The following is a 25,922-nucleotide window of genomic DNA, read 5'->3' on the forward strand; positions in this document are numbered from 1 at the left end:
CCGGGGCTTGGGGTCTGCGGCGGTTGGGTCTGATGCGCGGTCCGTGGGTCTGTGCGGTTGTCGTCGGGGACCCGGCGGGGGTCCTTGCGTGGCGGCGGGTCCGGGGCTTGGGGTCTGCGGCGGTTGGGTCTGATGCGCGGTCCGTGGGTCTGTGCGGTTGTCGTCGGGGACCCGGCGGGGGTCCTTGCGTGGCGGCTGGTCCGGGGCTTGGGGTCTGCGGCGGTTGGGTCTGATGCGCGGTCCCTGGGTCTGGGCGGTCCGCGTCTCGGCACCTGCGGTGGCCGCACCTGTGGTCCACTTTCTCGGTACTCCTCGCCCTTCGGCGGTCGCCGTCCTGGGACCTGAGGCAACCAGGGCATGACGCCGCGCCGGCGTCTCGCCGGGTCCCGCGTCCCGGCGGTCCGCGTCCTGGGCGAGGCCTTGGCAGGCTCCGCTGCCGACAGGAGCGCCGCTCGGCACGTACCGGGACCTGATGGGGCGTGGCGTCAGAAGGGGTACCAGCGCACCTCGGGGGCGTTGTCGCGCAGGGACGCCACCCGGCGGCGGAACTCGTCGAGCGCCTTGGGGTTCATGGGTGCGTGCTGGGCAACCCAGGCGCAGCTTGCCGTCTCGCGCGCGCCGCGCAGGACCGCGCAGCCGTCCCACTCGCGCACATCCCAGCCGTAGGCCGCGGTGAACGCGTCGTAGGCGGCCGGGTCGAGGCCGTAGCGGTCGCGGGACAGTGCCATGACCACGAGGTCGTGTTCGCGCAGATCGAAGGAGACGGTCTCCAGGTCGACCAGCACCGGCCCGGCCGGGCCCACATGGACATTGCGGGGGAGCGCGTCGCCGTGGATGGGGCCGGGGGACAGGTGGGGCGTGAGGGCTGCCGCCGCCTCGGCGTAGCCGTCCCGGCGTTCGCGCAGAAAGGCGGCGTCGGCGGGGTCGATCGCGTCCCCGGCGAGCCGCAGCCACCGCTCGACCCCGCCCAGCAGATCACGGCGGGGCAGTGCGAAGGAGGGGGAACCGAGCGCATGGACACGGAGCAGCAACCGTGCGAGATCGGCCGGTTCAGCCGGGCGCACGGCAGCGGGCAGCCGGTACCAGAGGGTGACCGGGTGGCCGTCGCCGAGTCGGGGTGCCGACTCGGCGGCGCGCACCACGGGGACACCTGCGCCCGCCAGCCAGGAGGCCACCGCCAGCTCCCGCTCGGCGCGCGGCAGCAGTTCCGCGTCCCGGCCGACCTTGACCACGATGTCGCCCGTCGCGAAGACCGCGTTCTCGCCGAGCGCCAGGAGAGCGGCGTCCTGGGCGGCGGTCGGAAGCCCGGCCGCCGCCAGTACGTCGCGCGCCCGTGCCTCGTCCATCGCTCTCTCCCAGCGCCGTGCCTGCCGCCTGTCCGGCAAAGTCTTGCATCCGTGCAGGCCGTCTTGACGAGCCGACGACCCGTCAGCACGATGACGGAGCCGCCGGGGCGGCGGACCAGGACCCGGTCAGGGCCGGGCCGCCCGAAGGAGTCGACCAGGTGACATCGGCGACCGCAACGGCGCGGTCCGGGAGGAGACCGGCCTCAGGGGCCTGGCTCCTCGTCCTCCCCGCGCTGATCCCGATTCTGGTGCTGAGCGTCGGCCCGCTGCTCTACGGCATCGTTCTGGCCTTCACCGACGCGCAGGCCGGCCGCACTGCGCGGTGCGCGGTGCGTGGTGCCCGGTGCGGTGCCCCCTGCCCCGTGCCCCGTGCGGTGCCGGGGCGGGGCGGACCGGACGCTTCGTCCGGCGCGGGCCCCGGGCCCCGGCCGCCTCCTGCTCGATATCGGCGCGGCCGGTACGCCCGCAAGCGGTTCGGCGACCACGGCCGTTGGTCGCAGCTCACCCGTTGCCCACTGGCCACGGTGGCACTGGTGACTGCTCGGCAGGGTGCGACGCGAGGATTTCCGTCCCGTGCCGTGCGCCGGCGTCGGCATCGGTCGCATCGAGCGGCGTACGCGGCTGCTGCCGGCGCCCGGCGATGCGGCCGCGTACCCCCGGCTCGTTGAAACGGGCTTTCGGGCGCGGCGGTTCTCCGTAAGGCCCGTCTGTGCGACGACGGTCACCCGGTGCGCCTGCCGCATGCGGCGTTCCCGGGTCGTGCTGGTGTCGCTGGGGTCGACGTTCACCAAGCAGCCGGCGTTCTACCGGGAATGCGTGAAGGCTTTCGGCGGGCTGCCCGGCTGGCACCTGGTGCTCCAGATCGGCAGGCATGTCTCGCCGGCGGAGCTCGGCGAGCTGCCGTCGAACGTGGAGGTCCACGACTGGGTGCCGCAGCTGTCGGTGCTGCGCCAGGCGGACGCGTTCGTCACGCATGCCGGAGCGGGCGGCAGTCAGGAGGGCCTTGCGACGGGCACCCCGATGGTCGCGGTCCCGCAGGCGGTGGACCAGTTCGGCAACGCGGACACGCTGGTGGGGCTGGGTCTGGCGCGCCGCCTGTCGACGCAGGAGGCGACGGCGCACGATCTGCGGGAGGCGGTGCTGTCGCTGGTGTCGGACGGCGAGGTGTCGGCCCGACTGGCCCGGATACAGGAGGAGATGTCCCACGAGGGCGGGACGGTGAGGGCGGCGGATCTGATCGAGGCGGAGCTGGTGGGGTGAGGGGGTCTCCTCCTCCCCGCCCTTCCCGAACCGGAGGACGCGGAGGCGGAGGGTCCCCCCGCCTCCGGCCCGGCTACGCGCTCACCCGCTCCGGCTCGCGCGGGACCGGCGCACCCTCCGCCCCCGGCGGCGGGTGTTCGTCGTGCGTCAGGTCCGGCAGCCGGCGCAGCCACCGCGGGAAGTACCAGTTGCGCTCGCCCAGCAGCGCCATCACCGCCGGGAGCAGCACGCCGCGAATGATCGTGGCGTCGATCAGCACCGCCGCCGCGAGGCCCACACCCATCTGCTTCATCGACTGCATCGACAGCGTTCCGAAGATCGCGAACACCGCCACCATGATGACCGCCGCGCTCGTCACCACGCCCGCCGTCGTCACCACGCCGTGCGTGATCGCCTCACGCGTCTCGCGGCCCTGGAGCTTCGCCTCGCGGATTCGGGACACCACGAACACGTGGTAGTCCATCGACAGACCGAACAGGATCACGAACAGGAACAGCGGCAGCCACGCGATGATCGCGCCGACCCCCTCCGCGCCGACCAGCGACGCGCCCCAGCCGTGCTGGAAGACGGCCGTCAGGATGCCGTACGCCGCGCCGACCGACAGCAGGTTGAGGACGATCGAGGTGGCCGCGATCGTCAGCGACCGGAACGACAGCAGCATCAGCACGAAGGCGAAAACCACCACGAACGCGAACACCGGCGCCACCGCGCCCGTCAGTTGGTCGTTGAAGTCCTTCGAACCCGCGACCTGACCGCTGATCGGCGCCTCGACCCCCTCGACCGTGCCGAGCGTGGCAGGGCGGACCTTGTCGCGCAGCAGCTCCAGGCTCTTCTCGGCCCGGTCCTGGTCGGAGCCGCCCACCAGGGGGACGTACACGAACGCGAGGTTCTGCCTCTTGTGCGTGACGACCTCGACGGGGCCGTGTGAGGCACCCGAACTCACCGCCTGCTCAAGGAAGTCGGCGAGTGCGCGACGCACCGGCGCGGAGTCGATGTCGTCGGCCCTGACCACGACCTCCGCCGGGTCCGCCCCGCCGGGGAACGCCTCGTTGACGCGCTCGTACGTCGCCACGATCGGCACGGAGTCGCCGAACTCCTGGTCCAGGGTGAAGTTCTGCGTCTTCATCCCCACCGCCGGCAGGGCGACCGCGACCAGCGCGCCCGCCGCGACCAGGAACGAGACCAGCGGGCGCCGGAGCACACCACCGAGCACCTTCGTCCACACGCGGCTTCCGCCGCCGCCCTGCCCGTCGCGCTTCAGGCGGCGCAGGAACGGCACACGGCCCTTCTCCACCCGCTCACCGAGCAGGGACAGCAGCGCGGGCAGCACCGTCACGGATCCCACCATCGCGACCGCGACCACGATCAACGAAGCCAGGCCCATCGACTCGAACTCACCGATCCCGGTGAAGAGCATGCCCGCCATGGCGACGCACACGGTCACGCCGGAGACCACGACGGCGCGGCCGCTGGTCGCCGCCGCGATCAGGATCGCCGTGCGGCCGTCACGGCCCGCAGCCCGTTCCTCGCGTTCGCGCCGCAGGTAGAACAGGCAGTAGTCGACGCCGACGGCAAGACCGACCAGCAGCATCACCGAGTTCGCCGTCTCACTCATCGGCATCAGATGGCTCACGACGCCCATCAGGCCCATCGTCGCCATGATCGCGGTGATGGCCAGCAGGACCGGCAGCAGTGCCGCGACCAGCGCGCCGAAGGCGATGAGCAGAATGCCGAGCGCGACCGGCACCGCGGAGAACTCGGCCCGCTGGAAGTCGTCGCCGAAGGCCTCGTCGAACGTCTTGTTCATGCTGGCGCTGCCGATCTCCTCGATCCGCAGCTCCTGGTGGCGCTCCTGCACTCCGGCGACGGCGTCGAGGACCGGGTCGATGCGCTCGCTCGCGCTCTCGGGGTCACCGCGCACATTGAACCGGACGAGCGCGCTGCGCCCGTCCTTCGAGATGCTGCCGCTGTCGTACGGCGAGGTCACGGCAGTGACTTCACGAGTGCCGTCGACCGCCTTCATCACCTCGTCCACGGCCGTGCGGAAAGCGGGGTCCGTCGCCCTGACCGAGCCGTCCCGCGCCTGGACGAGCACGCTCTCGCCCGCCGGCTCCTCGACGCCGGCCTCCTCGGTGATGCGGGCCGCCTGTGTCGTCTCGCCCGACAGTTGCTCGCTGTCCTTGAGTTCCACCCGGCCCGTGGCCGATCCCGCGACCATGGCCAGTAGGACGAACAGCACCCAGATCCCCACGGCGGCCCAGCGGTGCCGAGCACTCCAGCCGCCCGCCCGCGCGGCTATCCCTCGAGGACCTCCTCGGGCTCTCCCCATAACTTTTACACTCCCTCGTGCTTCGCTCCACACATAGCGGCGGCCCGCCGCCGTTTCCCTTTCGAAGCTAAGGGCGTAATCAGGTCGACTCGTCCTGCCGGCCGACGACTGCGAACGGCAATTCCCTCCTCCTTCAGAAGGGGGCGCATCCCCGACATAGGAGATGGAAGCCCCTTACATCCATGGGGAGTTGAGGTCCGCGTCCGACTTGTGGGCCCCTGGCCGATTTCTTATTGCGAAACCTTGTTGAGTAAGTCACAGGTACATGAAGGTCTTGATCTGAGCGTGTCAATCGGTCAGTGTTTCGAGCCAGCCCCCGGAGAATTTCCGTCCGCGGGTCAATCCCCCCACAAATGATGACGAGGAGACCCCTCTTCATGGCAACTCACAAGCGCTCCCACCGGATGAAGCTCACCGCGGCCATCACGGCCGTCGCGGCGGCAGCCGGAGTCACGCTTCTCAACACGACCTTCGCCGGCGCCGCGGCGCCCGCCGAGGGCAAGATCTACGGCGCGAACGCCGAAGGCGCCGTCGCCGGCAGCTACATCGTGATGCTCGACCAGAAGGCCGACAAGAAGGAGCTGGCCTCGGAGTACGGCGGCAAGCTGCGGCGCAACTACAGCTCCGCCATCAACGGCTTCTCCGCCAGCGGCCTTTCGGAGACCGAGGCAAAGCGCCTCGCCGCCGACCCGGCCGTCGCCAAGGTCGTGCAGAACAAGAAGTTCACGATCAACGCCACCCAGGACAACCCGCCGTCCTGGGGCCTGGACCGCGTCGACCAGGCCGACACCGCCGGGGACAGCAAGTACACCTACCCGGACACCGCCGGCGAAGGCGTCACGGCGTATGTGATCGACACCGGAGTCCGCATCTCCCACAAGGACTTCGAGGGCCGCGCCGCCCACGGCTTCGACGCCGTCGACAACGACGACTCCGCCGACGACGGCAACGGCCACGGCACCCACGTCGCCGGCACCATAGCCGGTGCCGCGCACGGTGTCGCCAAGAAGGCGAAGATCGTCGCGGTGAGGGTGCTCGACGACAGCGGCTCCGGCACCACGGAGCAGGTCGTCGCGGGCATCGACTGGGTCACCCAGAACCACCAGGGTCCCTCCGTCGCCAACATGAGCCTCGGCGGCGGCGCCGACGAGGCGCTCGACGAGGCGGTCCGCAAGGCGATCGCCGCCGGTGTCACCTTCGGTGTCGCCGCGGGCAACGAGTCCAGCGACGCGGGCCAGGGCTCCCCGGCCCGCGTCCAGGAGGCCCTCACGGTCGCCTCGTCCACGAAGGACGACGCCCAGTCGGACTTCTCCAACTTCGGTGAGATCGTGGACATCTACGCGCCGGGCTCGGACATCACGTCGGCCTGGAACGACAGCGACGAAGGCACCAAGACCATCTCCGGCACCTCCATGGCGACCCCCCACGTCGTCGGTGCCGCCGCGGTCTACCTCGCCGGACACCAGGACGCCGCCCCGGCGGAGGTCGCGAAGGCGCTCACCGACGGCGCCACGTCCGACAAGATCACCAACCCGTCCGGGGGCACGCCGAACAAGCTGCTCAAGGTCGTCGAGTGACCAAGGGCCCTGCCTCCCGTCGACCGTGACGTGAGCAGGGCCCCCGAGGGGTGTCGTCCGGGCCGGCCGTTCCGCGGCACCCGAGCGGCACCCCTGCGGCGCGCCCGCCGGTGAGCCGGCGGCCGCCGTGCCCTCCCCCACGGGGCGCGGCGGCCGTCTTATCGTGTGTGCATGACGAAGGTGCGCGCATGACGAAGAGGTACGCGGCGCTGCTGCGCGGAATCAACGTGGGTGGCAGCAAGAAGGTCCCCATGGCCCAACTCCGGGTGATTCTCGAGGATCTGGGACACCGAGACGTCAGCACCTATCTGCAGAGCGGCAACGTGGTCTTCGCCGGTCCCGCGCGTGACGAGCAGGCGCTCGCCGCCGGGATCGAGGCGGCCCTGGAGAAGACCTTCGGGTTCCGTGTCGACACCCTGGTGCGCGACGGCGCCTACCTGCGGTCGGTCGCCGATGCCTGCCCCTTCCCCGAGCCCGCGTTGCCGGGCAGGCAACTGCACGTGACCTTCCTCTCCGAGCCGATCGCGCCGGAGCGGCTGGCGTCCGTCGATGCCGCGGCCCACCTGCCGGAGGAGTTCCGGCTCGGGGACCGGGCCATCTACCTGTACACACCAGGAGGCCTCGGCCGCTCGAAGCTCGCCGCCACCCTGGCGCGACCCCGGTTGCTGGAGGGCGTGGTCGCCACCACCCGCAACTGGAACACCGTCCTCGAACTGGTGGAGAAGACCCGTGACTGACCCCGCGACCGATGCCGTGAACGCCGCGATGGAGGCGGAGTTCCGGCTGCTCGACCCGACCGTGAGGTCCACACCCGCACTGCTCGCGCGGCTCCTCCACCCCGATTACGTGGAGTTCGGCACCTCGGGCCGGCTCTGGAACCGTGCCTCGATCCTGGCCGAACTGCCGTCGCACGATGCGTCCGCCCCCCGGCCGATCACCACGTCCCGGATGCAGGGCGTGCAGCTCGCCCCCGACGTGGTGCATCTGACCTTCGACACCGAGTCCGGCGGCCATCGCGCCCACCGCAGCTCCATCTGGCGGCTGACCGGCGGCGAGTGGCTGCTCTACTTCCACCAGGGCACCCGCTTCGCGGAGGCGGACGCGCCGTCGCCCGTCGCGGCGGAGTGAGCCGGGGGAGTGAGGCCGGGCGAGTGAGGCGAGAGGAGTGAACCGGGGGGCCGTGCGCGCCGGAATGGCCCAGGAGAACGGGCGTCAAGTGGACCATTGGGGAGTGCCACTTCCTGGCTAGGGTCGACGACATGGACACCGCGCCGAACACCGACGGCCGAAGCGGCGTCGACAAGACCGTCGTCGACTTCTACTTCGACCCCGTCTGCCCCTTCGCCTGGATCACCTCCCGCTGGATCCTTCAGGTCGAGCACGAGCGCGCGCTCGACCTCCGGTTCCGCCAGATGAGCCTCTTCCTGCACAACATCGGCAACGAACTGCCCGACTGGTACCGCGATCTCGTCGACCGCTCCGTCGGCCCGGCACGGGTCCTGGCAGCCGCCGCCGAACAGCACGGCGACGGGGTGCTGCGCGACCTCTACACCGCACTCGGCACCCGTATCCACCGGGACAGGAACGACGACTTCGCCGCGGTCGTCACCGAATCCCTGGCCGAACTCGGCCTGCCCGCCGCGCTCGCCGAGGCCGCACACGACGCGTCGTACGACAAGGCGGTGCGCACGAGCCACGACAAGGGCAAGGACCCCGCGGCCGACGGGTACGTCGGCACACCCACCCTCCACGTCGACGGCACCGTCTGGTTCGGCCCGGTCCTCAACGCCATTCCCAGGGGCGAGAAGGCCGTCGCCCTCTTCGACAGCTTCCGCGTGCTCGCGAACCACCCCGACCTCTTCGAGGTCAAGCGCGCCCGCATCGGGAACCTCGTCTTCGACTGAGCCGGCGGCGGCGCTGTCGCGTTTGTTCAAGACCCGCCCGTACGGCGCGGCGCAGGATGTGCGGCATGGACAAGGACACCGTGTACCCGTATCTGTCGGAATGCGCCGCCGAGGCCGCGCGCCTCGCCCGGGGCGTGGGCGTGGGCGCGCTCACCGGGCCGACGCCGTGCACCGACTGGGACGTCGCGGCGCTCGTCAACCATCTCGTGCTCTACACATCGCACGGCCTGGAACACCGCGCCCGGCGCAAGCAGCTCCCCGAGGACCTGACCGGTCGTGACTTCACGGCGGACGGCGACTGGGCACGGGGATACGCCGAGCAGCTGGACCGCGCCCTTTCCGCCTGGTCGGACCCGGCGGTGTGGGCGGGTGAGGTGGACCTCGGCTTCGCGACCATGCCCGCCGGCGAGATCGCCTCGCTGATCACCAAGGAACTGGCCGTCCACGGCTGGGACCTGGCCCGTGCCACCGGACAGGAGTACCGCATCTCCGCCGCGGCCGGCGCGTTCGTCCTCGCCGTCGTCGACACCCACGCCGAGGTCTACCGGCAGTACGACGGGTTCGCCGCCCCCGTCGCGGCGCGGCCGTCGGCGACGGCGTTCGAGCGGGCCCTCGCGGCCGCCGGGCGCGACCCCCGCTGGAGCGCGCCGGTCACTGTGTGACCGGCCGGTCGGGAAGGTGAGGCTGACGCGGTCGCCGTGTGACCGGGTGGTCCGCTCGTGGTCCGGAACGGCGGGCTTGCGCGGTCACTGTGTGACCGGCCGGTCGGGAAGGTGAGGCTGACGCGGTCACCGTGTGACCGGGTGGTCCGCTCGCGGTCCGGAACGGCGGGCTTGCGCGGTCACCGCGTGACCGGCCGGTCGGGAAGGTGAGGCTGACGCGGTCACCGTGTGACCGGGTGGTCCGCTCGCGGTCCGGACGCCGGACCTACGCGGTCACCGCGTGACCGACCGGCCCGGAAAGACAGGCCGACGCGGTCACCGCGAACACCCTGTCCCGCGCCCGCGCCCCGTCGTAGCGGGTCAGCAGCAGGCGGGCCAGCTCCGGCCCGGGGCCCAGCACATCGGCCAGCACGTCCGCGTCGCGCGCGCCCTCGGCGATGCGGTCCGGGAGGCGCCCGGGGGCGATCACGTACGGCGCGACCGCCACCCGGTGGACGCCGAGGGCGCGCAACTCGCGCACCGCGTCCTCGGTGCGGGGCAGAGATGCGGAGGCGAACGCAGGTCGCACGGCGCACCAACCGGTGTGCCGCAGCTCCCGCGCTGTTTCGGCGATCACTGCGATCGCCTCCGGGTCCGTGGAGCCCGCCGATGCCAGCACCAGGCCGGTCGAGCTCTTGTCGGCGGGGGTCAGCCCCGCCTCGTACAGCCGCCGGTGGACGGCGGACAGCAGCAACGGCGATGGGCCGAGCACCTCGGCCTGTCGTACCCGCAGCGACGTGGGCGCCTGCCGCAGGACGGCGGGGATGTCCGCCTTCGCGTGGAAGGCACGGGTCAGCAGCAGCGGAAGCGCCACCACATCGCGCACGCCCTCGGCGGCGAGCCGGTCCAGCACGCCCGTCACCGACGGGAGGTTGAAGTCCAGGAAGCCGACCTCGACGCGCAGCCCCGGCCGCAGCGACCGCACACCCCGGACGAGGGCGTGCACCGTCGCGGCATGGCGCGGGTCGCGGCTGCCGTGGGCGATGACGAGGAGGACGGGGCTGTGCATCGTGACTTCAGCTCCTGACCAGGAGACCGCGGCTGCGCAGCACCCACCGCTCCAGCGGGCTGAAGATCAGCAGGTCGATGGCGATGCCGACGATCAGGATCAGGATGATGGCGAAGAACACCCCGGCCATGTCGGCGTTGTTGCGGCCGTTCTCCAGCAACTGGCCGAGGCCCAGGCCCAGGTCGGGGGAGGAGGCGATGATCTCCGCGGCCATCAGCGACCGCCAGGAGAACGCCCAGCCCTGCTTGAGGCCGGCCACGTATCCGGGCAGCGCCGCGGGCAGCACGATGTGCCAGGTGCCCTTGAGCCCGGTGGCGCCCAGTGTGCGGCCGGCCCGCAGGAACAGCGGCGGCACCTGGTCGACGCCCGACAGCAGCCCGTTCGCGATGGAGGGCACCGCGCCCAGCAGGATCACGGCGAACATCATCGAGTCGTTCAGACCGAGCCAGATCACCGCGGGCGGCACCCAGGCCACCGAAGGCAGCGACTGGAGACCGGACAGGATGGGACCGATCGCGGCGCGGACGAACTTCACCCGGGCGACCAGCAGACCGAGCGGCGTACCGATCGCGAGGGCGAGCAGGAAGCCCAGCAGGCCGCGGGACACGCTCGTCCAGATGACCTCGAACAGGGTGCCTTGCAACCACATCTCGGACAGGTTGTCCCACACCGTGGACGGGGCGGGCAGCTTGTAGTCCTCGGTGACCTCGGCCCAGACCAGCAGCTGCCACGCCACCAGCACCAGGGCGACGGCGGCCAGCGGCGGGAGGACCTTCTTCAGCAGCACCTCGCGCACCGGGGTACGGGTGACCTGTACGGCGTCCAGCGCGTCGAGACCGGCTTCGAGTCCCGCGAGATCGTCGTTCCCGGCCTTGGCCTTCGCGGTCGTGTCAGTGCTGGCCATGTCGGCGGATCTCCCCACGCAGTTCTTCGGTGATCTCGACGGACAGCTCCGCCACGGCGGGGTCCTCGATGCGCCGCGGCTGATCGATGTCCACGGTCCACTCACGGGCGATACGCCCCGGCCGTGACGACAGCAGCACCACGCGCTGTGCGAGGCGCACCGCCTCCCGCACGTTGTGCGTGACGAACAGGACCGAGACGTTGGTTTCCCGCCAGATACGGGTCAGCTCGTCGTGCAGCACGTCGCGGGTGATGGCGTCCAGTGCCGCGAACGGCTCATCCATCAGCAGCAGTCGGCTGTCCTGCGCCAGCGAACGGGCCATCGCGACTCGCTGCCGCATGCCGCCCGACAGCTCGTGGACCCGCTTGCCGTACGCGCCGCCGAGCCGCACCAGCTCCAGCAGCCGCTCCGCCTCGCCGCGGCGCTCCGCCTTCGGCACCCCGCGCAGGCGCAACGCCAGCTCGATGTTCTTGCCCGCGCTCAGCCACGGGAACAGCGCATGCTCCTGGAACATCAGGGCCGGCCGGCCGTCGGGGGTCTCGATGGACCCCGCGGACGGCCGGTCGAGGCCCGCGACCAGGTTGAGCAGCGTCGACTTGCCGCAGCCCGAGGCCCCCAGGAGCGTGACGAACTCACCGGGAGCGACATCGAGGGTGATGTCGTCCAGGACGAGCTGGGTGCCGGCGGGCCCGGCGAAGGACTTGGAGACATGCCCGATCCGGGCCGCGTACTCGGTGCGCACGCGGTCGTCGGCCTTGGCGATGGCAGTGGCCATGGTCGTCACCTCCTGGGAACTCGGCTGATAGGGCAGTTACTTGACGCCGAGCCCGGCGTCGGCGAACGAGGGCCTGCCCTCGGCCTCAAGGACCTTGTTGAGCGGCCGCAGGTCGTAGATCCCGGCCAGATCCGGCTGCTCCAGCAGACCCGCCTTCACCGCGTGCCCGGCCTGCGCGTCGAGCGTCGCGGCCAGCGGGTCGTCGGTGAACTGCATCGACGTCCACGCCGGGTCGATCACCTCAGGCGGCAGCGCCTTGCCGGTGAGCTCCGCGAGCTTGGCGTTGGCGGACGCCTTCGCCTTGCCCGGGTTGGCGTTGATCCACTCGTTGGTCTTCACCGTGCCGCGCAGAACCGCCTCGACGACGTCCGGGTGCTCCTTGAGGAACGACTGCGACACGATCACGTTCGTGATCACGAACTTCTTGTCGGGCCACAGCGTCGACTCGTCGAGCAGCACCTTCGCCCCGTCGCTGACCAGCTTCGAGGCGGTCGGCTCCGGCACCCACGCGCCGTCGACCGCACCGGACCTGTAGGCGTCCGGGGTGACCTTGTTCTCCGTGCGGACCACGGAGACATCGCCCTTGCCGCTCTCCGGGTCGACCTTCCAGCCCTTCTCGTTGATCCAGTTGAGGAACGCCACGTCCTGGGTGTTGCCGTGCTGGGGGGTGGCGATCCTCTTGCCCTTGACGTCGTCCAGAGTCTTGATCTTCTTCGGGTTCACCACCAGCTTGACGCCGCCGGAGGCCGAGCCGCCGATGATCCGCAGGCTCTTGCCCTGGGACTTCACATAGCCGTTGACCGCGGGCGAGGGGCCGATGAAGCCGATGTCGATCGAGCCGGCGTTGAGCGCCTCGATCTCGGACGGACCGGCGTTGAAGGTCGCCGTCGACAGCTGCGTGCCGCCGAGCTCCTTCTGGATGATGCCTTCCTGGTCGCCGACCAGGGCGGTCGCGTGCGTCAGGTTCGGGAAGTACCCGACCTTGACGGTGTCCAGACCGCCGATCTTCTCACCCTTGGCGGCGGGGGCGACCTTGTCCTCCTTCGCCTGGGAGCCGTAGCCGCAGGCGGTGAGCGCCACGGCCAGCAGGGGCAGGGCGGTGGCAGCGGCGAGGCTGCGGCGGACGGTGGTGCGGATGGCTGACACGGGTGGGCTGTCCTCTCGGTGGCCCGGCCTCGGCGTCAGGTGGGACGCGGCCGGGTCGTCGGCGGTCTTCGTCGGTGCTGGGTGCGGGGGGTGTGGGCGCGCGAGCAGTGCGCGTACGTCATCGCCCACATCGCGCCACCCCGCCCGTGCCCGCGCCGAGGACGCCGCTGCCGATCCGGCCGCCCTCCTTGGCGAAGGTCCCGAAGATGTCGGTCATGTCAGAAGTCCCAGCCGTCGTCGTCGCCCTCGTCCCTGACCGGCTCCGGCGACGCGAACGACTCGCCGACCATGCCCGCGGTGAGCGTGGTGCCGTCGGCCGGGTCGATCAGGATGAACGCGCCGGTGCGCCGGGAATCGGCGTACGAGTCGAGCGGCAGCGGCTCGGCCGTACGGATCTTCACGCGGCCGATGTCGTTGGCGACCAGCCGACCCGGGTGCGGGTGCAGGGAGAGGTCGTCGAGGGTGAGCCGGGACGGGATGTCCTTGACGATCGCCTTGACCGTGCGGGTGCCGTGCTTGAGCAGCACGCGGTGGCCGACGGTGAGCGGTTCGTCGGCGACGTGGCAGACGGTCGCCTCGACGTCCTGGGTGGTCGGGGGCGCGTCCTTGCTCGGCACGATCAGGTCGCCGCGCGAGACGTCGATGTCGTCCTCCAGCAGGAGGGTCACCGACTGGGTCGTCCAGGCGACGTCGACGGGCCTGCCCAGCAGGTCGATGCCGGAGATGCGCGAGGTGCGACCCGAGGGCAGCACGGTGACCTCCTCGCCGACCCGGAAGGTGCCGGCCGCGATCTGGCCCGCGTAGCCCCGGTAGTCCGGGTGCTCGGCGGTCTGCGGCCGGATCACGTACTGCACGGGCAGCCGGGCGTGGCAGTGGCTCAGGTCGTGGCTGACCGGGACCGTCTCCAGGTGCTCCAGGAAGGTCGGGCCGCCGTACCAGTCCATGTTCGCCGACGGGTCCACCACGTTGTCGCCGGCCAGCGCCGAGATCGGGATCGCGGTGATCTCCGGGACGCCGAGTTCGAGCGCGTACGCCGTGAACTCCTCGGCGATGGCGGCGAAAACGGACTCCGCGTAGTCGACGAGGTCCATCTTGTTGACGGCGAGGACCACGTGCGGGACGCGCAGCAGTGCGGCGATCGCCGCGTGGCGGCGGGTCTGCTCGACGACGCCGTTGCGGGCGTCGACCAGGATCACCGTGAGCTCGGCGGTCGACGCGCCGGTCACCATGTTCCGGGTGTACTGCACATGGCCGGGGGTGTCGGCGAGGATGAACCGCCGCCGGGGCGTGGCGAAGTAGCGGTACGCGACGTCGATCGTGATGCCCTGCTCGCGCTCGGCCCGCAGACCGTCGGTGAGCAGCGCCAGGTCGGGCGCCTCCTGGCCGCGGCCCCGGGAGGCTCTCTCGACGGCCTCCAGCTGATCGGCGAGCACCGACTTGGAGTCGTGCAGCAGCCGGCCCACCAGGGTGGACTTGCCGTCGTCGACGGACCCGGCGGTCGCGAAGCGCAGCAGGGTGGTGGCCGAAAGCTGCTCGGCCAGCTGCTCGGTGGTGCTGGTCATCTCTAGAAGTACCCTTCGCGCTTGCGGTCTTCCATCGCGGCCTCGGACAGCTTGTCGTCGGCGCGGGTCGCGCCCCGCTCGGTGAGCCGGGATGCGGCGATCTCGGCGATCACGGCGTCCAGCGTGGTGGCGTCGGAGTCGACGGCGCCGGTGCAGGACATGTCGCCGACGGTGCGGTAGCGGATCAGCCGCTTCTCGGTCGTCTCGGACTCCTTCGGGCCGCCCCACTCGCCCGCGGTCAGCCACATGCCGGCCCGCTTGAACACCTCGCGCTCATGGGCGAAGTAGATCTGCGGCAGCTCGATGCCCTCCCGCTGGATGTACTGCCAGACGTCCAGCTCGGTCCAGTTGGACAGGGGGAAGACACGGACGTGTTCACCGGGAGCGTGGCGGCCGTTGTAGAGCTGCCACAGCTCGGGCCGCTGGCGACGCGGGTCCCACTGGGAGAACTCGTCGCGCAGGCTGAACACCCGCTCCTTGGCGCGGGCCTTCTCCTCGTCGCGGCGGCCGCCGCCGAACACCGCGTCGAAGCGGTGCTGCTGGATGGCCTCGGTCAGCGGCACGGTCTGCAGCGGGTTGCGGGTGCCGTCGGGGCGCTCGCGGAGCTTGCCGGCGTCGATGTACTCCTGCACGGAGGCGACGTGCAGCCTCAGCCCGTGCTTCTCGACCGTACGGTCGCGGTACTCGATGACCTCGGGGAAGTTGTGCCCGGTGTCCACGTGCAGCAGCGAGAAGGGGACCGCGGCGGGCGCGAACGCCTTCAGCGCCAGGTGCAGCATGACGATGGAGTCCTTGCCGCCGGAGAACAGGATCACCGGCCGCTCGAACTCACCCGCCACCTCGCGGAAGATGTGCACCGCCTCGGACTCGAGCGCGTCGAGGTGGGAGAGGGCGTAAGGGCTGGCGCCCCCGGAATTGTCTGCAGCCTCGCTCAGGACATGCACACTCGTGGTCACAGGAGACCCCTCTCTGTCAGCAGCGTGTGAACCGCCTGGGCGGACTCCTGCACGGTCTGGTTCTGGGACTCGATCCGCAGATCGGGCGACTCCGGCTCCTCGTAGGGGTCGTCGACGCCCGTCAGCCCGCTGATCTCGCCGGCCGCCTGCTTGGCGTACAGGCCCTTCACGTCGCGCACCGAGCAGACCTCCACCGGAGTGGCGACGTGCACCTCGACGTATGCGGTGCCCTCCTGCTGGTGGCGCTTGCGCACGGCCTCGCGGCTGTCCGCGTACGGGGCGATGACGGGGACGAGCACCGTCACCCCGTGGGACGCGAGCAGTTCGGCGACGAAGCCGATTCGCTGCACATTGGTGTGCCGGTCCTCGCGGCTGAAGCCGAGGCCCGCCGAGAGGAACTCGCGGATCTCGTCGCCGTCGAGCAGCTCGACCCGGTGGCCCTCCGCGCGCAGCCGGCCGGCCAGCTCGTACGCGATGGTGGTCTTGCCGGCGCTCGGCAGACCCGTGAGCCAGACGGTGGCTCCGGTCACGTTGATCTCCTGGTCCTTCTGAGTGTTCGTCATCAGCCGTGCAACCCGCATTCGGTCTTGCCGCGCCCGGCCCAGCGGCCGGCGCGCACGTCCTCGCCCTCGAGCACCCGGCGGGTGCAGGGGGCGCAGCCGACGGAGGCGTAGCCGTCCATGAGCAGCGGATTCGTCAGGACACCGTGCTCGGCGACGTACGCGTCCACGTCGTCCTGGGTCCAGCGGGCGATCGGCGAGATCTTGACCTTCTGCCGCTTCTCGTCCCAGCCGACGACCGGGGTGCCGGCCCGGGTCGGGGACTCGTCGCGGCGCAGGCCGGTGGCCCACGCGTCGTACGCGGTCAGTCCCTCTTCGAGGGGCTTGACCTTGCGCAGGGCGCAGCACAGGTCGGGGTCACGGTCGTGCAGCTTCGGGCCGTACTCGGCGTCCTGCTCGGCCACGGTCTGGCGCGGGGTCAGCGTGATGACGTTGACGTCCATGACGGCGTCCACGGCGTCACGCGTGCCGATGGTCTCCTCGAAGTGGTAGCCGGTGTCGAGGAAGACGACGTCGACGCCCGGGAAGACGCGGGATGCGAGGTGGGCGACGACCGCGTCCTCCATGGAGGAGGTGACGCAGAACCGCTTGCCGAAGGTGTCGGCCGCCCAGCGCAGGATGTCCGGCGCAGAGGCGTCCTCGAGGTCGCGTCCGGCCCGTTCGGCAAGGGACTTGAGGTCCTGCTGAACAGTCGTCATATCTCTTCCCTCCCACTGCTGTCTGTTCCGAGTCCCCGGGCCAGGAGCCCGAGGAACTTCAGCTGGAAGGCCCGGTTGCATGCCGCGCATTCCCACGCACCGTGACCCTGCTCGCTCGGACGCAGGTCCTCGTCGCCGCAGTACGGGCAGTAGAAGGGGGCGGCCCGCTCGCTCACGGTGTCTCCCTTTTCTCCCCCGGAGCCTTCGGCCCGGGGGCACCCTCATCTCCGCTTACGCGGCGCAGAGGTGCGGCCAGCGTCGTCGCCTGCAGCCCGGCGGCCGCGCGTGCTCCCCCAGCTACCGCTGGGAGGTGCCCCCAGCTCACGACAGGGCCTCCTCGCTCGCACGCGCCGCCCAGGTCGCGAAGCGCTCGCCCTCCTCGCGCTCCGCCGCGAAGCGCTTCAGGACCCGCTCCACGTAGTCGGGCAGCTCGTCGGAGGTGACCTTCAGACCGCGGACCTTGCGGCCGAACGCGGGCTCCAGGCCCAGCGCGCCGCCCAGGTGCACCTGGTAGCCCTCGACCTGATTGCCGGCGTCGTCCAGCACGAGCTGGCCCTTGAGGCCGATGTCCGCCACCTGGATACGGGCGCAGGCGTTGGGGCAGCCGTTGATGTTGATGGTGAGGGGCTGGTCGAACTCGGGGAGCCGGCGCTCCAGCTCGTCGATCAGCGCGGAGCCGCGGCCCTTCGTCTCGACGATGGCGAGCTTGCAGAACTCGATGCCGGTGCAGGCCATCGTGCCCCGCCGGAACGGTGAGGGCTTGACCTTCAGATCCAGGGCCTCCAGGCCGGCCACGAGGGAGTCGACCTGGTCCTCGGCGACGTCGAGCACGATCATCTTCTGCTCGACGGTGGTGCGCAGCCGGCCGGAGCCGTGCGCCGCGGCCAGGTCGGCGATCTTGGTGAGGGTGGCGCCGTCGACCCGTCCCACGCGTGGGGCGAAGCCGACGTAGAAGCGGCCGTCCTGCTGGCGGTGGACGCCGACGTGGTCGCGCCAGTGCTCGACGGGCTGCTCAGGAGCGGGGCCGTCGACCAGCTTGCGCTTCAGGTACTCGTCCTCAAGCACCTGGCGGAACTTCTCCGCGCCCCAGTCGGCGACGAGGAACTTCAGGCGGGCGCGGTTGCGCAGCCGGCGGTAGCCGTAGTCCCGGAAGATCGAGATGACGCCTTCCCAGACGTCCGGGACCTCGTCAAGGGGAACCCAGGCCCCGAGGCGCACACCCAGCTTCGGGTTGGTGGACAGGCCGCCGCCCACCCACAGGTCGAAGCCGGGACCGTGCTCGGGGTGGTTCACGCCGACGAAGGCGACGTCGTTGATCTCGTGCGCCACGTCCAGCAGCGGGGAGCCGGAGATCGCGGTCTTGAACTTGCGCGGCAGGTTGGAGAAGTCCTTGTTGCCGATGAACCGGCGGTGGATCTCGTCGATGGCCGGGCTGCCGTCGACGATCTCGTCCTCGGCGATGCCGGCCACCGGGGAACCGAGGATCGTCCGCGGGGTGTCGCCGCACGCCTCGGTCGTCGACAGGCCGACGGCCTCCAGCCGGCGCCAGATCTCCGGGACGTCCTCGATGCGGATCCAGTGGTACTGGACGTTCTGCCGGTCGGTGAGGTCGGCGGTGCCGCGCGCGAACTCCTGCGAGATCTCGCCGATGACGCGCAGCTGCTCGGTGGTCAGCCGGCCACCGTCGATGCGCACCCGGAGCATGAAGAACTCGTCGTCCAGCTCCTCCGGCTCCAGGATCGCGGTCTTGCCGCCGTCGATCCCGGGCTTGCGCTGGGTGTACAGGCCCCACCAGCGCATACGTCCGCGGAGGTCGGCCCCGTCGATGGAGTCGAAACCGCGGTGGGCGTAGATCGTCTCAATGCGCGTCCGCACATTGAGACCGTCGTCGTCCTTCTTGGTCTGCTCGTTGCCGTTGAGCGGCGTGTGGTGTCCCATGGCCCACTGGCCCTCGCCGCGGTGGCGTCCGGTCTTGCGTCGGGGCGTCGCGGGGACGGGCTTTTCGGGGGTGGCGGCCATGGCGGTATGTCCTTCGAGACTGCAGGAGGGCGGCTCTGAGCTGCACACTCGCGACGAGGGCGCGACGGTGCGCAGGGCGGGGTGAAGCAGGGGGAAGCGCGGCTGTGCTGGGCTGTCAGCAGGCCGGACAGATGGCGCTGGACATGCGGCCGAGGTCGACGTGCCGCCGACTCACCAAGGCAATTCCAGTGCTAGACATGACGGAAGCGTGTCATGGGAGTTTGGACTCAGTCCACCGACATCCATAATGTGGACAACACTGTCCCGCATCGCGAGACAGTGTGTCGTGGGTCACGGCAGCGAGGGCGTTCAGACGCCGGCGCCGGGCCACGGGCCGGAGGACACCGCGTCGTCCGCCTCGGCCGGCCGGGCGCCTCCTGCCGGGAGCGAGGTGGTGGGGCCGGTGATGCGGGGCGTGCGGTGGTGGGGGCGGTGCCGGATGTGGGGTGCTGGTACCGGGTGCGAGTGGGCGGCCCGTTGTGCCCGCCGTGCCGTGGGCGGGTCGGGCATGCCGGGTGTGCGGGGGTCGGGCCGCCCGCGTCCGCTGCGCGAGGGTCAGGGCCGCCCGTGCCCGCCGTGCGGGGGTCAGGCCGCCCGCGCCTGCCGTACGGCCGCGGCCGTCGAGTGCGGCAGCAGGTCCCCGGGCGACTTCGGCGTGACCACCTGCACCTCCAGGTCCTCGGCGAACCGGTAGGGCCGGTGTGCCAGCACCTGCGCGAGATACCGCCGCAGCCGCGACATCTCGGCCCGCACCGTCACCGTCCTCGTCCGGTCCTGGAAGATGTCCTCCGCCAGCTGCGCCGCACTGCGCCCGTCCCGGTGCAGCGCCAGCAGGTACAGCAGCTCGGCATGGCGCGGACTCAGCTCGTACGCCCAGCTGCCGAGGCCGCCCGACACCCGCACCGACGGCCGCCACGGCCGGCTCAGGTCCAGCACCACCCGCCCCGGCACCACGGGCCCGGCGTGCTCCTCGTCCACCCGCACCAGCCAGCCGCCGGGCAGCGGCTCCACCGAGCACATGCCGAGCGACGGCAGCCACAGCCGCCCCGCACGCACCGACTTGGGCAGCGCCAGTCTGCCGGGCGGTGCCATCCCGGCCACCGCGGCCGACCAGCCGTTGCCGTCCACGGCCACGGCACGGCCGCCGATCCGGCCCAGCAGCGGCACCGCCGCACTGCGCAGCCGGTCCAGCGCCTCGTGATGGCGGTTGCGCAGCTCGGCCTCGGCCAGCTTGGTGACCGAGGTGACCAGTGCGAGCGTCGCCGGATGCATGGTGGACAGCGGCCCGCTGATGTCGACGACGCCGATCAGCTTCCCGTCCCGCGGATCCGTGAGCGGGGCACCCGCACAGGTCCAGGTGTGGTGCGTGGAGACGAAGTGCTCGGCCGAGTGCACCTGGGCCGGACGGCGGGTCACCAGGGGAGTGCCGACGCCGTTGGTCCCGACCACGCTCTCGGACCAGTCCGCGCCGAGGACGAAGCCGTGCGCGTCGCCCTTGCGCAGCACCGCCGCGCTGCCCTCCCGCCACAGCAGCCGGCCCTCCGCGTCCGAGATCACCATGATGTGCTGCGCCGCCTCCGCGATGGACACCAGGCCGTCGCGGAGCACCGGCAGCACGTCCAGCAGCGGCGAGGCCAGCCTGCGGCGTTCGATCTCCTCCAGCGGCAGCAGGCCCGCCCTGCGGTCCCGGTCGGGATCCACCCCGCCGCGCAGCATCCGCTGCCACGACTCGTCGATATCCGTGCGCGGGCCCACCCGCGGCCGGCGTCCGGCGAGCGCCGCGTCCCGAACGCCCTTCAGCAGCCTGCTGGCCTCCGCGGTGTCCATGGCCGCGAGCCTTGCGAGGTCGAGCGATGCGTTTTGCACTGGGGCCTCCTCGATGACGCCAGCGTCCGGAGCGGGGGGTGGTCTGGGGCGTGCCCTGCCATCCTCCCCCTCGTCGGGCACAACGCGCTGCCATATGCCATACAACGTTGCAACCCTTTGCAACCGTCGCGAACGGACGTGCGCATGTACGAAGGTGACGGAGCACCGGTCCGCTGGTGTGGGGGTGGTGCCGTGTCGGCGCAGCACCACCCAACAAACGTCACGGGCGCGGGCCGTCGCACCTCGGCCCGCGCCCGTTCGACGTCCCTCTGTCCGCGCCCGGTGACGTCACTCCGGTCCGTGCCCGGTGCCCCTGTCCGTGCGCGTCCGACGTCACTCCGGTGCGCGGCAGGGCGTCACACCACGGCGCGGGCCCGCTCCACCACCGACGCCAGGTCCAGCGAGTGCGGCAGCGTCCCCAACGCCGCCCCCCAGTCGCCGCCCAGTCGCGACGCGCAGAACGCGTCGGCCACTTCCGGCGGGGCCCACCGCACCAGCAGCGAGCCCTGCAGCACGAGCGCCATGCGCTCGACGAGCCGCCGCGCCCGCGCCTCGATGCCCTCCAGATCAGCGAGCTCCGTCAGCAGGTTCTTGATCGCCGCGTCCAGCCGGTGGTCCGCGCCCCGCGCCGTGCCGACCTCCTTGAGGAACGCGTTCAGCGCCTCCGGCTCCCTCTGCAGCGCGCGCAGCACGTCGAGCGCCTGCACATTGCCCGAGCCCTCCCAGATCGAGTTCAGCGGCGACTCGCGCAGCAGCCGGGGCATGCCCGACTCCTCCACGTAGCCGTTGCCGCCCAGGCATTCCAGGGCCTCGGCCACCACCGGCGTGCACCGCTTGGTCACCCAGTACTTGGCCGCCGGCACCGCGAGCCGCAGGAATGCCCGCTCCCCGGCGTCGTCCGCGGCGGCCAGCCGCAGCCCGAGCGTCGTCGCCGCCTCCGATTCCAGCGCCAGGTCGGCCAGCACATTGCGCATCAGCGGCTTGTCGATGAGCAGCCCGCCGAAGGCGCTGCGGTACGCCGAGTGATGCACGGCCTGGGCCACCGCCTGTCGCATCAGCGCGGCCGAGCCCAGGACGCAGTCGAGCCGGGTCGCGGCCACCATCTCGATGATGGTCCGCACCCCGCGACCCTCGTCGCCGACCCGCCTCGCCCACGTCCCCTCGAACTCGACCTCGCTGGAGGCGTTGGACCGGTTGCCCAGCTTGTCCTTGAGCCGCTGGATCCTGAAGACGTTCCGCTTCCCGTCCTCGAGGATCCGCGGCACCAGGAAGCAGGTCAGCCCTCCTGCCGTCTGGGCGAGGACCAGGAAACCGTCGCTCATCGGCGCGGAGCAGAACCACTTGTGACCGGTCAGGACGTACTCGCCGTCGGCGGCGAGCGGCTCGGCGCGCGTGGTGTTCGCGCGCACGTCGCTGCCGCCCTGCTTCTCGGTCATGCCCATCCCGAACAGCGAACCTGCCTTCTCGGCCGCCGGGCGCAGGCCCTGCTCGTACACCGTCGACGTCAGCCGCGGCTCCCACTCCGCGGCGAGCGCCGGGTCCGTGCGCAGAACGGGCACCGAGGCGTGCGTCATCGAGAGGGGACAGCCGTGCCCGGCCTCGGCCTGGGTCCACACCAGGAATCCGGCGGCCCGCCGCACATGCCCGGCCGGCCGGTTCCAGGCGTTCACCAGGCCGGAGGAGACACCGTGGCCCAGCAGCCGGTGCCAGGCGGGATGGAAGTCGACCTCGTCGATCCGGTTCCCGTAGCGGTCGTGGGTGCGCAGTTTCGGCGGGTTCTCGTTGGCCTGCGTCCCCCATTCCTGGGCCTGCGCCGAGCCTGCCGTCTGCCCGAGGGCGGACAGCTCCTCGTGCGCCACGTCCCGCAGTTCGGGCGCGACATGCCGCTCGACCGCCTCCGTCAGGGCACGGTCGGCGGTGTAGACGTCGTACCCCACCAGGGGCGGGGCCTGGTTGGTCACTGTGTGGGTGCTGTCTGCCATGCGGATACGGTAAGGAGGTGCAGGCAGCAAATGAAACACCCGGGCGGCCCCATGGGCGGCTCCACCGAGCGCGAGTCCTCTACCGCAATGTCTCGAAGCGGAAGATGGCATGGCTGCTGCTCAAGGACACCGTCAATTCCTGCATCGAGTACCGCATCCTGGGCCTGGCCGCCGAGGCGGCGTTCTTCACGCTGCTGTCGGTGCCCCCACTGATGCTGGGCCTGCTGGGCCTGCTCGGCTACATCGACGACTGGACCAACACCACCACCGTCGCCTCGATCGAGGAGAACATCCTCACCGCCGTCGGCACCGTGCTGTCCGACCGGGGCGTCAACGACATCGCCAAGCCGCTGCTGGCGGACGTCACCCACGGCGGCAGGCCGGATCTCATCTCCATCGGTTTCGCCATCGCGCTGTGGTCCGGCTCCCGCGCGGTCAACGTCTTCATCGACACCATCACCGTGATGTACGGGCTGGACGGGCACCGCGGCATCGTCGCGACGAGGCTGCTGGCGTTCCTGCTCTACATCATCGCCCTGCTGATCGGCGCGGTCGTGCTGCCGCTCGCCGTCGTCGGCCCGGACCGGGTCGTGGACCTGATGCCCTGGGGCACGGAGGTGGTCGAGCTCCTCTACTGGCCGGTGGTGATCCTGCTCTCCATCGCCTTCCTCACCACCCTGTACCACGTGTCCGTGCCGGTGCGTTCGCCGTGGGTGGAGGATGTGCCGGGCGCACTGGTGGCGCTCGGGATGTGGGTGGTCGGCAGCTTCCTGCTGCGCATCTACCTGACCAGCACCGTCGAGGGCCCCACCATCTACGGATCGCTCGCGGCCCCCATCGCGTTCCTGCTGTGGATAGGCATCTCCGCCTTCGCCGTGCTCGTCGGCGCGGCCGTCAACGCCGCCATCGACCGGGTCTGGCCCTCGGTCGCCACGGCCGCGGCCCGCGCCGCCAACGAGCGGGCCCGCGCCGCCGACGCCGCCGAGCTGCTGGCGCGGGCGAGGGCCGCGCATGTGTACGAGGACGACGAGGACGAGGACGAGGGCGGCGGCGACATGCCGTCCGAGTTCCCCGAGCGCTGGTCGAAGTTCCTGCCACCGGACGACGTGAAGTCGCGCCTGCACACGGGGCGGGACGCGGCCAAGGACAACGGCCGCGACAACGGCAGGCAGCAGCCGCGTGACGCTGGGCGCGAGCCCGGTCGGGACAACGGCCGGGACGATGCCCGGGGCAACGGGCGCGACAACCGCAGGTGACAGCCGGGGGCGGAGTCCCTCTCCTCGGTCGTATCCACCAGGAACGGCCCTCGCGGCCGGACGGCTGGGTGGGCCGGACCAGGACCGCCGGACCGCCGCGACGGCCCGGTGCCTGTCGTGCGTCCGGTCCTGCCCGACGGCTGCAGGGACCTGCTGTGCAACGAGGGCCGGCTGCTCGTCGCCGGGGCCTGACATCACGGCGTACCACCCGGGCTGCGTAGCCGGGGCGGCCTGAGCGGGCCTGCGGTTCGCGCCGGGCGTCGCTCCCGCGTTCTTCGGCGTCCGGGCCCAGGAGCTGCGCGACCGGAGCGTCAAGCTCGCCGACCTGTGGGGCGCGGCGAAGGCACGTGCACTCGCCGAGCGCGTCGGCGACGCCACGGACCCGGCCGTCGGGCTGGAGGCCGTGGCGCTGGCCCGTGCCGCCCACACCCCACAGCCGGACCCGCTGTTCGCGCGGATCGTCCGGCACCTCGATGCCGGCGGCACGATCTCCGCCGCTGCGGCCACGGCCGGACTCGGCACCCGCCAGCTGCACCGGCGCTCCCTTGACGCCTTCGGTTACGGCCCCAAGACGCTCGCCCGCATCCTGCGGCTCCAGCGGGCGCTCGCCCTGGTGCGCCGGGGCGTCCCCCATGCCGAAGCGGCGCTCGCGGCGTGCTGCGCCGACCAGGCCCACCTCGCCCGGGAGATGCGCGCACTGGCCGGGACCACTCTCAGCGCCTACGCGGCATCCGCGAAGAGGGAGACTCCCATGCCGTCCGGATCGAGCACCACCGCGTAACGCTGCCCCCACACCGCGTCCCACGGCTTGAGGTGGCCCCGGTACCCGGCGGAGACCAGCTCTTCATAGAGGGTGTCGACCTCGGCGGGGCCCTCGCAGCGGAAGCAGAGCCCGGTCCGCTCCCCGCCCGACGGGGCGGTCCAGCCGGAATCGAAGGAGCGGACGGTCTCCTCGGTGTCCCACAGCACCCGCAACCCGCTGGGCAGGACCGCCTCCGCGTGCGGGGCGGAGTCGGCCCCGGCGGGGATGTCCAGGCCGAGGCGGCGGTAGAAGGCGAGGGAGGCGGCCATGTCGGAGACGACGAGGCCGATGGCATCGAATCGTGGAGTCATGGCGCCACGGTAGGGCGGCGGCCGCGCGGCGGTCTTGAACGAATCGGTCGCGACAGGCGGGAGCGTGCGGCCGTGGTTGCCGGGCGGGGCGCACTGGGCGGCCGCGCCCGGCGGGTAGGGCCCCGGGCCACGGCCGCGGGCCACGGCGGCGGTCGGCCGGCGAGCGCGGCCCAGGGGCATGAGCGCGTCGCCGTCATGGATTCGTAAGGCGGCCCGCTCCCTCGACGGTGCCGGAGGCGAGGAGACTGGGCGTATGCACACGATTCTGGTCGTCGACGACGATCCCACCGTCGCCGAGGTCGTCACCGGATATCTGGAGCGGGCCGGCTTCGCCGTGGACCGTGCGGCCGACGGGCCCCAGGCGCTGCGGCTGGCCGCGGGGCGCAGGCCCGATCTCGTCGTGCTGGACCTAATGCTGCCGGGCATGGACGGACTCGAGGTGTGCCGCCGACTGCGCGCCGACGTGACGGCGGCTTCCGTGCCCGTGATCATGCTCACCGCACGCGGCGACGAGGACGACCGGATCCTGGGCCTCGAAATCGGCGCCGACGACTATGTGACCAAGCCGTTCAGCCCGCGCGAGCTGGTACTCCGCGTGGAGTCCGTCCTGAGGCGCGGCGGCGCGGCGCGGGAGCGGCGCGGCGGTCCCGTGCTCGCGGCCGGGGGCGTCGAGCTGGACCCGACGGCCCGGCGTGCGGTCAAGGACGGCCGTGAACTGTCCCTGACCCTGCGCGAGTTCGACCTCCTCGCCCATCTGATGCGGCACCGTGGGGAGGCCATCGGCCGGGAGCGGCTGATGCAGGAGGTGTGGGGCTGGGAGTTCGGCGACCTGTCGACCGTCACCGTCCATGTGCGACGGCTGCGCGGCAAGATCGAGGACGATCCGGCCCGGCCGCGTCTCATCCACACCGTGTGGGGCGTGGGCTACCGCTTCGACGTGCCCGGGGAGGACTGACCGC

23 protein-coding genes and 3 pseudogenes are annotated in these 25,922 nt (G+C 71.5%); 10 read left to right on the forward strand and 16 right to left on the reverse strand.

Going from position 1 to position 25,922, the window contains the following annotated elements:
- Window positions 1-485 precede the first annotated feature (485 nt).
- Window positions 486-1,346, reverse strand: a complete 861-nt coding sequence (locus ACH5AF_RS30990) for a phosphotransferase enzyme family protein (RefSeq protein ID WP_398906259.1) — start codon at window positions 1,344-1,346, stop codon at window positions 486-488.
- A 47-nt stretch (window positions 1,347-1,393) separates the two neighbouring features.
- Here ACH5AF_RS30990 and ACH5AF_RS30995 point away from each other — a divergent pair.
- Together ACH5AF_RS30995 and ACH5AF_RS31000 are read left to right on the forward strand one after the other, a co-directional pair.
- A pseudogene (locus tag ACH5AF_RS30995) lies at window positions 1,394-1,663 on the forward strand (sugar ABC transporter permease); the annotation flags it as partial.
- A 436-nt stretch (window positions 1,664-2,099) separates the two neighbouring features.
- Window positions 2,100-2,606 (forward strand): annotated as a pseudogene (locus ACH5AF_RS31000) (nucleotide disphospho-sugar-binding domain-containing protein); the annotation flags it as partial.
- Window positions 2,607-2,679: 73 nt separating this feature from the next.
- On the opposite strand, the gene ACH5AF_RS31005 reads toward ACH5AF_RS31000, so the two are convergent.
- A complete protein-coding gene (locus ACH5AF_RS31005) occupies window positions 2,680-4,935 on the reverse strand; it encodes an MMPL family transporter (protein ID WP_398906260.1) in 2,256 nt (751 codons plus the stop codon).
- Between the two features lie 377 nt (window positions 4,936-5,312).
- Between ACH5AF_RS31005 and ACH5AF_RS31010 the strand changes: the two genes are divergently transcribed.
- From ACH5AF_RS31010 to ACH5AF_RS31030, 5 genes are all read left to right on the forward strand, one after another.
- Entirely contained in the window at window positions 5,313-6,512 is a 1,200-nt protein-coding gene (locus tag ACH5AF_RS31010; RefSeq protein ID WP_398906262.1) for a S8 family peptidase, read from the forward strand.
- Window positions 6,513-6,700: 188 nt separating this feature from the next.
- Window positions 6,701-7,249: a DUF1697 domain-containing protein gene (locus ACH5AF_RS31015; RefSeq protein WP_398906264.1), complete on the forward strand. Its 549-nt coding sequence runs from the start codon at window positions 6,701-6,703 to the stop codon at window positions 7,247-7,249.
- Window positions 7,242-7,640, forward strand: a complete 399-nt coding sequence (locus ACH5AF_RS31020) for a DUF4440 domain-containing protein (protein ID WP_398906266.1) — start codon at window positions 7,242-7,244, stop codon at window positions 7,638-7,640. The genes ACH5AF_RS31015 and ACH5AF_RS31020 overlap by 8 nt, the downstream gene beginning before the upstream one ends.
- Window positions 7,641-7,771: 131 nt before the next feature.
- Window positions 7,772-8,416: a DsbA family protein gene (locus tag ACH5AF_RS31025; protein ID WP_398906268.1), complete on the forward strand. Its 645-nt coding sequence runs from the start codon at window positions 7,772-7,774 to the stop codon at window positions 8,414-8,416.
- A 65-nt stretch (window positions 8,417-8,481) separates the two neighbouring features.
- The gene (locus tag ACH5AF_RS31030; protein WP_398906269.1) at window positions 8,482-9,078 is read left to right on the forward strand and encodes a TIGR03086 family metal-binding protein; all 597 of its coding nucleotides are present in this window, start codon (window positions 8,482-8,484) and stop codon (window positions 9,076-9,078) included.
- A gap of 265 nt (window positions 9,079-9,343) precedes the next feature.
- Here ACH5AF_RS31030 and ACH5AF_RS31035 read toward each other — a convergent pair whose 3' ends face one another.
- The 13 genes from ACH5AF_RS31035 to ACH5AF_RS31095 all read right to left on the reverse strand — a co-directional run bounded on the left by ACH5AF_RS31035 (window position 9,344) and on the right by ACH5AF_RS31095 (window position 22,594).
- On the reverse strand, window positions 9,344-10,126 hold the full coding sequence (locus ACH5AF_RS31035; RefSeq protein ID WP_398906271.1) for a sirohydrochlorin chelatase: 783 nt from the start codon (window positions 10,124-10,126) through the stop codon (window positions 9,344-9,346).
- A gap of 7 nt (window positions 10,127-10,133) precedes the next feature.
- The gene (locus tag ACH5AF_RS31040; RefSeq protein WP_398906272.1) at window positions 10,134-11,030 is read right to left on the reverse strand and encodes an ABC transporter permease; all 897 of its coding nucleotides are present in this window, start codon (window positions 11,028-11,030) and stop codon (window positions 10,134-10,136) included.
- Window positions 11,017-11,805 carry an ABC transporter ATP-binding protein gene (locus ACH5AF_RS31045; RefSeq protein WP_398906274.1) on the reverse strand — a complete coding sequence of 263 codons (789 nt, stop codon included), beginning with the start codon at window positions 11,803-11,805 and terminating at the stop codon, window positions 11,017-11,019. Before ACH5AF_RS31045 ends, ACH5AF_RS31040 begins: the two co-directional genes overlap by 14 nt.
- A gap of 36 nt (window positions 11,806-11,841) precedes the next feature.
- The gene (locus ACH5AF_RS31050; RefSeq protein WP_398906276.1) at window positions 11,842-12,951 is read right to left on the reverse strand and encodes an ABC transporter substrate-binding protein; all 1,110 of its coding nucleotides are present in this window, start codon (window positions 12,949-12,951) and stop codon (window positions 11,842-11,844) included.
- Window positions 12,952-13,169: 218 nt separating this feature from the next.
- Complete coding sequence (locus ACH5AF_RS31055) at window positions 13,170-14,513, reverse strand: sulfate adenylyltransferase subunit 1 (RefSeq protein ID WP_398906277.1); 1,344 nt, start codon at window positions 14,511-14,513, stop codon at window positions 13,170-13,172.
- 2 nt (window positions 14,514-14,515) lie between these two features.
- Complete coding sequence (gene cysD, locus ACH5AF_RS31060; RefSeq protein ID WP_398906279.1) at window positions 14,516-15,469, reverse strand: sulfate adenylyltransferase subunit CysD; 954 nt, start codon at window positions 15,467-15,469, stop codon at window positions 14,516-14,518.
- Window positions 15,466-16,050, reverse strand: a complete 585-nt coding sequence (cysC, locus tag ACH5AF_RS31065) for an adenylyl-sulfate kinase (RefSeq protein ID WP_398906281.1) — start codon at window positions 16,048-16,050, stop codon at window positions 15,466-15,468. Before cysC ends, cysD begins: the two co-directional genes overlap by 4 nt.
- The gene (locus ACH5AF_RS31070; protein ID WP_398906284.1) at window positions 16,032-16,727 is read right to left on the reverse strand and encodes a phosphoadenylyl-sulfate reductase; all 696 of its coding nucleotides are present in this window, start codon (window positions 16,725-16,727) and stop codon (window positions 16,032-16,034) included. Before ACH5AF_RS31070 ends, cysC begins: the two co-directional genes overlap by 19 nt.
- Window positions 16,724-16,903, reverse strand: a complete 180-nt coding sequence (locus ACH5AF_RS31075) for a hypothetical protein (protein WP_398906286.1) — start codon at window positions 16,901-16,903, stop codon at window positions 16,724-16,726. The genes ACH5AF_RS31070 and ACH5AF_RS31075 overlap by 4 nt, the downstream gene beginning before the upstream one ends.
- A gap of 145 nt (window positions 16,904-17,048) precedes the next feature.
- Complete coding sequence (locus tag ACH5AF_RS31080; RefSeq protein WP_398906288.1) at window positions 17,049-18,746, reverse strand: nitrite/sulfite reductase; 1,698 nt, start codon at window positions 18,744-18,746, stop codon at window positions 17,049-17,051.
- A gap of 115 nt (window positions 18,747-18,861) precedes the next feature.
- Window positions 18,862-18,945 (reverse strand): putative leader peptide, encoded by an 84-nt coding sequence (locus tag ACH5AF_RS31085; protein ID WP_310650533.1) that lies wholly within the window; start codon window positions 18,943-18,945, stop codon window positions 18,862-18,864.
- Between the two features lie 386 nt (window positions 18,946-19,331).
- Window positions 19,332-20,612: a GAF domain-containing protein gene (locus ACH5AF_RS31090; protein WP_398906290.1), complete on the reverse strand. Its 1,281-nt coding sequence runs from the start codon at window positions 20,610-20,612 to the stop codon at window positions 19,332-19,334.
- Between the two features lie 356 nt (window positions 20,613-20,968).
- Window positions 20,969-22,594 (reverse strand): acyl-CoA dehydrogenase family protein, encoded by a 1,626-nt coding sequence (locus ACH5AF_RS31095; protein ID WP_398906292.1) that lies wholly within the window; start codon window positions 22,592-22,594, stop codon window positions 20,969-20,971.
- A 17-nt stretch (window positions 22,595-22,611) separates the two neighbouring features.
- On the opposite strand from ACH5AF_RS31095, the gene ACH5AF_RS31100 reads away from it, so the two are divergent.
- Window positions 22,612-23,850 (forward strand): YihY/virulence factor BrkB family protein, encoded by a 1,239-nt coding sequence (locus ACH5AF_RS31100; protein WP_398906294.1) that lies wholly within the window; start codon window positions 22,612-22,614, stop codon window positions 23,848-23,850.
- Window positions 23,851-23,918: 68 nt separating this feature from the next.
- Window positions 23,919-24,631 (forward strand): annotated as a pseudogene (locus tag ACH5AF_RS31105) (helix-turn-helix domain-containing protein).
- Here ACH5AF_RS31105 and ACH5AF_RS31110 read toward each other — a convergent pair.
- The gene (locus tag ACH5AF_RS31110; RefSeq protein WP_398906295.1) at window positions 24,571-24,963 is read right to left on the reverse strand and encodes a VOC family protein; all 393 of its coding nucleotides are present in this window, start codon (window positions 24,961-24,963) and stop codon (window positions 24,571-24,573) included. The pseudogene ACH5AF_RS31105 and the gene ACH5AF_RS31110 overlap by 61 nt on opposite strands.
- 253 nt (window positions 24,964-25,216) lie before the next feature.
- Here ACH5AF_RS31110 and ACH5AF_RS31115 point away from each other — a divergent pair, with 253 nt between their 5' ends.
- On the forward strand, window positions 25,217-25,918 hold the full coding sequence (locus ACH5AF_RS31115; protein WP_398906297.1) for a response regulator transcription factor: 702 nt from the start codon (window positions 25,217-25,219) through the stop codon (window positions 25,916-25,918).
- Window positions 25,919-25,922 lie beyond the last annotated feature (4 nt).

Source organism: Streptomyces sp. NPDC018833 (genome assembly GCF_044390825.1).
Taxonomy (GTDB): Bacteria; Actinomycetota; Actinomycetes; order Streptomycetales; family Streptomycetaceae; genus Streptomyces.

Coding starts and splice junctions, on each gene's coding strand:
- ACH5AF_RS31115 (WP_398906297.1), top strand. CDS start 25,217: ATGCACACGATTCTGGTCGTCGACGACGATCCCACCGTCGCCGAGGTC.
- ACH5AF_RS31015 (WP_398906264.1), top strand. CDS start 6,701: ATGACGAAGAGGTACGCGGCGCTGCTGCGCGGAATCAACGTGGGTGGC.
- ACH5AF_RS30990 (WP_398906259.1), bottom strand. CDS start 1,346: ATGGACGAGGCACGGGCGCGCGACGTACTGGCGGCGGCCGGGCTTCCG.
- ACH5AF_RS31045 (WP_398906274.1), bottom strand. CDS start 11,805: ATGGCCACTGCCATCGCCAAGGCCGACGACCGCGTGCGCACCGAGTAC.
- ACH5AF_RS31040 (WP_398906272.1), bottom strand. CDS start 11,030: ATGGCCAGCACTGACACGACCGCGAAGGCCAAGGCCGGGAACGACGAT.
- ACH5AF_RS31005 (WP_398906260.1), bottom strand. CDS start 4,935: ATGGGGAGAGCCCGAGGAGGTCCTCGAGGGATAGCCGCGCGGGCGGGC.
- ACH5AF_RS31080 (WP_398906288.1), bottom strand. CDS start 18,746: ATGGCCGCCACCCCCGAAAAGCCCGTCCCCGCGACGCCCCGACGCAAG.
- ACH5AF_RS31025 (WP_398906268.1), top strand. CDS start 7,772: ATGGACACCGCGCCGAACACCGACGGCCGAAGCGGCGTCGACAAGACC.
- ACH5AF_RS31035 (WP_398906271.1), bottom strand. CDS start 10,126: ATGCACAGCCCCGTCCTCCTCGTCATCGCCCACGGCAGCCGCGACCCG.
- ACH5AF_RS31055 (WP_398906277.1), bottom strand. CDS start 14,513: ATGACCAGCACCACCGAGCAGCTGGCCGAGCAGCTTTCGGCCACCACC.
- ACH5AF_RS31030 (WP_398906269.1), top strand. CDS start 8,482: ATGGACAAGGACACCGTGTACCCGTATCTGTCGGAATGCGCCGCCGAG.
- ACH5AF_RS31010 (WP_398906262.1), top strand. CDS start 5,313: ATGGCAACTCACAAGCGCTCCCACCGGATGAAGCTCACCGCGGCCATC.
- ACH5AF_RS31095 (WP_398906292.1), bottom strand. CDS start 22,594: ATGGCAGACAGCACCCACACAGTGACCAACCAGGCCCCGCCCCTGGTG.
- ACH5AF_RS31085 (WP_310650533.1), bottom strand. CDS start 18,945: ATGTCTAGCACTGGAATTGCCTTGGTGAGTCGGCGGCACGTCGACCTC.
- ACH5AF_RS31070 (WP_398906284.1), bottom strand. CDS start 16,727: ATGACGACTGTTCAGCAGGACCTCAAGTCCCTTGCCGAACGGGCCGGA.
- cysC (WP_398906281.1), bottom strand. CDS start 16,050: ATGCGGGTTGCACGGCTGATGACGAACACTCAGAAGGACCAGGAGATC.
- ACH5AF_RS31110 (WP_398906295.1), bottom strand. CDS start 24,963: ATGACTCCACGATTCGATGCCATCGGCCTCGTCGTCTCCGACATGGCC.